This window comes from Streptomyces sp. NPDC004561 (assembly GCF_053602155.1).
Genome location: NZ_JBSGDB010000647.1, coordinates 1 through 4,120, shown reverse-complemented (window position 1 = coordinate 4,120; position 4,120 = coordinate 1). Strand labels below are relative to the sequence as shown.

The window sequence follows — 4,120 nt, the reverse complement described above, 5'->3', positions numbered from 1 at the left end:
TGCCGTGCCGCTTGGCCATCTCGATGTGGGACACCCCGGCCAGCAGCCCGGTCCCCGCCCCGGTGCCGCAGCACAGGTCGAGCCCGTCCTCGAACGGGCCGAGGCCGGCGAGCGCCTCCGCCACCGAGTCGAGCACCACGTCGGATGTCCGGAAGGGCGTGTGGTCGAACTTGGGGGCGAGCAGGTCGTAGCCGTGCTCGACCGACGACAGCGCCTGTACGGCGAGTTCGCGCAGCGTGGGGCCTTCCGGTCCGAACATCTCGTCAGCCCAGTGCCACGCGCTGCTTCAGGACCGTGAGCACCCGCTCGCACCAGCGCAGGTTCTCCTCCTCGAAGGCGATCCCGGCCATCAGGGTCAGATACGGCCCGACGCGCTCGGCGGTGCGCAGGTGCTCCTCCTCGGTGCGCCCGTCGAGGAGGCGTTCACGCACCCGCCGGTAGCGGTCCAGTTTCCCGCGTGCCCAGCCCCTGCGCTCCTCGATCAGGGCGCGGGTGACCTCCGGGTCGCCGCCGTCCATCGCCTGGATCTTGATGAGGAGCTCGTCGCGGACGGCGGTGGGCCGCCTCGGCGGCTCGGCGGCGAACGCGATCAGCTCCGCCCGGCCGGCCTCGGTGAGCGTGAACATCCGCTTGTTCGGCCGCCGTTCCTGCTCCACCGTCCGGGCCCGGACGAGACCGTCCTGTGCCAGGCGCTCCAGCTCCCGGTAGAGCTGCTGCGGGGTGGCGGGCCAGAAGTTCGCGAGCGAGACGTCGAACACCTTCGACAGTTCGTAGCCCGAGGCCTCCCCCTCCAGGAGGGCGGCCAGGACGGCGTACCTGAGCGACATATGGACAGGCTAGCAGTCGTTGATTAATCTCATCCGCACCTATTCAATTAGTTGACTATCGAGGTGATCCGATGCGCGCGTTCCGCGAGGCGGTCGAGGCCGGGGACATGGCCGCCGCCGAGGCGCTGCTGGCCGACGACGTGGTGTTCACCAGCCCGGCCGTCTTCAAGCCGTACCCGGGCAAGCCGATCACCGCGGCGATCCTGCGCGCGGTCTCCCAGGTGTTCGAGGACTTCCGGTACGTCCGGGAGATCGGCGACCCGGCCGGCGCCGAGCACGCGCTGGTGTTCACGGCACGGGTGGGCGACCGGGAGCTGACCGGCTGCGACTTCCTGCACGTGAACGAGGAGGGCCTGATCGACGACTTCATGGTGATGGTCCGCCCACTCTCGGGCGCGCAGGCCCTCGCCGAGGCCATGGGCGCGCGCTTCGAGCAGATCGTGAAGGAGGCGGAGGCGCGCTCGGCGTGAACGGCGCGCCTCCACCGCCGGGTCAGGCCACCGTCGGGGTGCCGATCCCGCCGAAGGCCCCGGTCCCGGCCTCGGTCCACTCCCCCGCCCCGGTCCTTGCGGACAGGCCGACGGTCGCGAGGGAGCGCACATGCGCTCAGCCCCGGGCGGGCGTGGGGCGTACCGGCAGGCCGCGCACGCTGTTGCCGACGAACCCCGCGTGCGGGGCCAGTTCCGTCTCGGGGACGGCCAGGGCGAGGGCGGGGAAGCGGGTGAAGAGCCGTTCCAGTGCCACCGTGGCCTCCAGCCGCGCCAGCGGGGCGCCGAGGCAGTAGTGGGCGCCGTGCCCGAGGGAGAGGTGGCGTACGGCGTCGGGCCGGGCGGGGCGGGTGACGTCGAACCGTTCGGCGTCGGGGCCGTGCGCGGCCGGGTCCCGGCCGGCGGCCGAGTAGCCGGCGAGCACGGGGGTGCCGGCGGGTATCGGCGTGCCGTCGACGGTCAGGTCCCGCACCGGATAGCGGAACGGGAAGTAGCTGACCGGCGCGTCCCAGCGCAGGGTCTCCTCCACCACGTCGGCCCAGCTCGCCGCTCCCATGCGCACCAGGTCCAGTTGGTCGCGGTGGCCGCACAGGGCGCGTACGGCGTTGGTGATCAGGTTGAGGGTGGTCTCGTGCCCGGCGATGATCATCAGGACCAGGGTGCCGATCAGCTCCTCGTGACTGAGCCGGTCGCCGCCCTCGTCGCGGGCGGTGATGAGCGCGCCGGTGAGGTCGTCCCCGGGGTCTGCGGCCTTCGCCGCGGCGATCTCGCCGAGGACGGCGACCAGTTCGCGGTTGGCGGCGATGACCTCGGCGGGCCCGATGTCCGTGGCCACGACCTGGCTGCTGAGGCGGTGCAGCCGGTCCTGGAACTCGGCTCCCACGCCCAGGAGTTCGCTGATGACCCCCATCGGCAGCGGCATCGCGAAGTGCCGCCGCAGATCGGCCTCGCCGTCACCCTCGTCGGCGGCCCGGCCAAGGTCGTCGAGCAGTGACTCGGTCAACTCCTCGACGCGCGGCCTCAGTTCCTCGATGCGCCGGGGTGTGAACGCGCGGCTCACCAGGCCGCGCAGCCGCCGGTGGTCGGCGCCGTCGGCGGTGGTCATGCCCGGCACGGTCGCGAAGGTCAGCAGCGGCCAGCCGGCGCCGACCCGCCCTTCGCGCAGCGCGGTGAAGTGACGTGCGTTCTTGGCGACTTCGGGGTGCTGGAGGAACTCCCTGAGCGCCTCGTGCCCGAGCACGGCCATCCCCTCGATCCCGCCGGGGAGTTCCACCGGGGCCACGGCCCCGCCGGCCAGCAGCCGCGCGTTGAGGGCGTGCGGACAGCCACCGGAGGGTTCGAGGCGGTGCGGGGGCCTGACGGGGGAGTTCTCCACCGGGTCTCCTGACGGTCGTACGGCAACGGGACGGTCGTGGCCCGGGGCGGGAACATCCACGGACGTCATCATGTTGACCGATGCGGACGCACGGGTATAGTGCGATCAGCGCATGCGAGTGCCCCATGTACCGGCACCGATGTCGCCGTTCTCTCCCCAGCCCCCGGCCGAGGCTCTCGACCGGCCCGGGCTTCTCCTCGGCACCACCTCGTGACCTGCGCGTTCTCGCCGTACCCCGAGGTGCCGTGCCCGCCGCCCGGAGGCAGCTGTGCCCGCCTCCCGCTCGCGGCCTCACCCCCCTTCCCTCCGCTTTGCACCGTCCTCGAAAGGACTCCATCCATGACCACCACACTCGAACACACTCCCGTGGCCCAACAGGCTCCCGCCGCCCGGCTCGTCACCGGTGTCCTCGACATCGACGCGCACGGGAAGGGGCACCTGCGGCCCGCGAACCTCCTGCCCTCCCCCGCCGACCCGCAGGTTCCGCCCGCGCTGATCCGCCGCTACGGACTGCGCAGGGGCGATCGGGTCGAGGGCGTCCGGGGCGCCCAACGCGCCCTGGCCGACATCACACGCGTCGACGAACACGCCCCCGCGGACCTGAGGGGCCGCCGCCACTTCGGCGACCTGACCCCGCTCCACCCGCACCGGCGCCTGCGCCTGGAGCACCCGGCGGCCGGAGCGGCCGGACGCGTCTGCGACCTCTTCGCCCCCGTCGGCAAGGGCCAGCGGGGCCTGATCGTGGCCCCGCCGAAGAGCGGCAAGACGGTGCTGCTCCAGCAGCTGGCCGCCGCCGTGGCCGGTAACCACCCCGAGTGCCGCCTGATGGTCCTCCTGCTGGACGAGCGTCCGGAGGAGGTCACCGAGATGCGCCGCTCGGTACGGGGCGAGGTGTACGCCTCCACCTTCGACCGGCCGGCCAAGGAGCACATCGCCCTCGCCGAACTCGTCGTCGAGCGGGCGAAGCGCATGGTCGAGGCCGGCGAGGACGTCGTCGTCCTGCTGGACTCGCTGACCCGGCTGTGCCGGGCGCACAACAACGCCTCCGCCGCCGGCGGCCGCACCCTGAGCGGCGGCGTGGACGCGGGCGCCCTGCTCGGGCCCAAGCGGTTCTTCGGCGCCGCTCGCGCGGCCGAGGAGGGCGGCTCGCTCACCATCCTGGCCACCGCGCTGGTGGACACCGGCTCCCGTGCCGACGGCTACTTCTTCGAGGAGCTGAAGAGCACGGGCAACATGGAACTGCGGCTGGACCGGGAACTGGCCGGCCGCCGTGTCTTCCCCGCCGTGGACCTCGACGGCACCGGCACCCGCCGCGAGGAACTCCTGCTCACCCCACACCGATGCGCGCAACCACGCCCGACAACACACCCCCCAACGCGGGAAACCAGCAGCAGACGAACCACACCCACCACACCAACAACCCAAACCCC

4 protein-coding genes and 1 pseudogene are annotated in these 4,120 nt (G+C 72.5%); 2 read left to right on the top strand and 3 right to left on the bottom strand.

All coding sequences use genetic code 11. The annotated features are described in order from the left end of the window. Window positions 1-259, bottom strand: a pseudogene (locus ACWEN3_RS42765) (hypothetical protein); the annotation flags it as partial. Between the two features lie 4 nt (window positions 260-263). After that, on the bottom strand, window positions 264-827 hold the full coding sequence (locus ACWEN3_RS42760) for a PadR family transcriptional regulator (protein WP_452983045.1): 564 nt from the start codon (window positions 825-827) through the stop codon (window positions 264-266). Between the two features lie 71 nt (window positions 828-898). Here ACWEN3_RS42760 and ACWEN3_RS42755 point away from each other — a divergent pair, with 71 nt between their 5' ends. Continuing rightward, complete coding sequence (locus ACWEN3_RS42755; RefSeq protein WP_452983043.1) at window positions 899-1,297, top strand: nuclear transport factor 2 family protein; 399 nt, start codon at window positions 899-901, stop codon at window positions 1,295-1,297. Window positions 1,298-1,433: 136 nt separating this feature from the next. Here ACWEN3_RS42755 and ACWEN3_RS42750 read toward each other — a convergent pair whose 3' ends face one another. After that, the gene (locus ACWEN3_RS42750; RefSeq protein ID WP_452983040.1) at window positions 1,434-2,690 is read right to left on the bottom strand and encodes a cytochrome P450 family protein; all 1,257 of its coding nucleotides are present in this window, start codon (window positions 2,688-2,690) and stop codon (window positions 1,434-1,436) included. Window positions 2,691-3,029: 339 nt separating this feature from the next. Between ACWEN3_RS42750 and rho the strand changes: the two genes are divergently transcribed. Further along, on the top strand, window positions 3,030-4,120 hold a 1,091-nt coding region (gene rho, locus ACWEN3_RS42745; protein ID WP_452983037.1), incomplete at its 3' end, for a transcription termination factor Rho.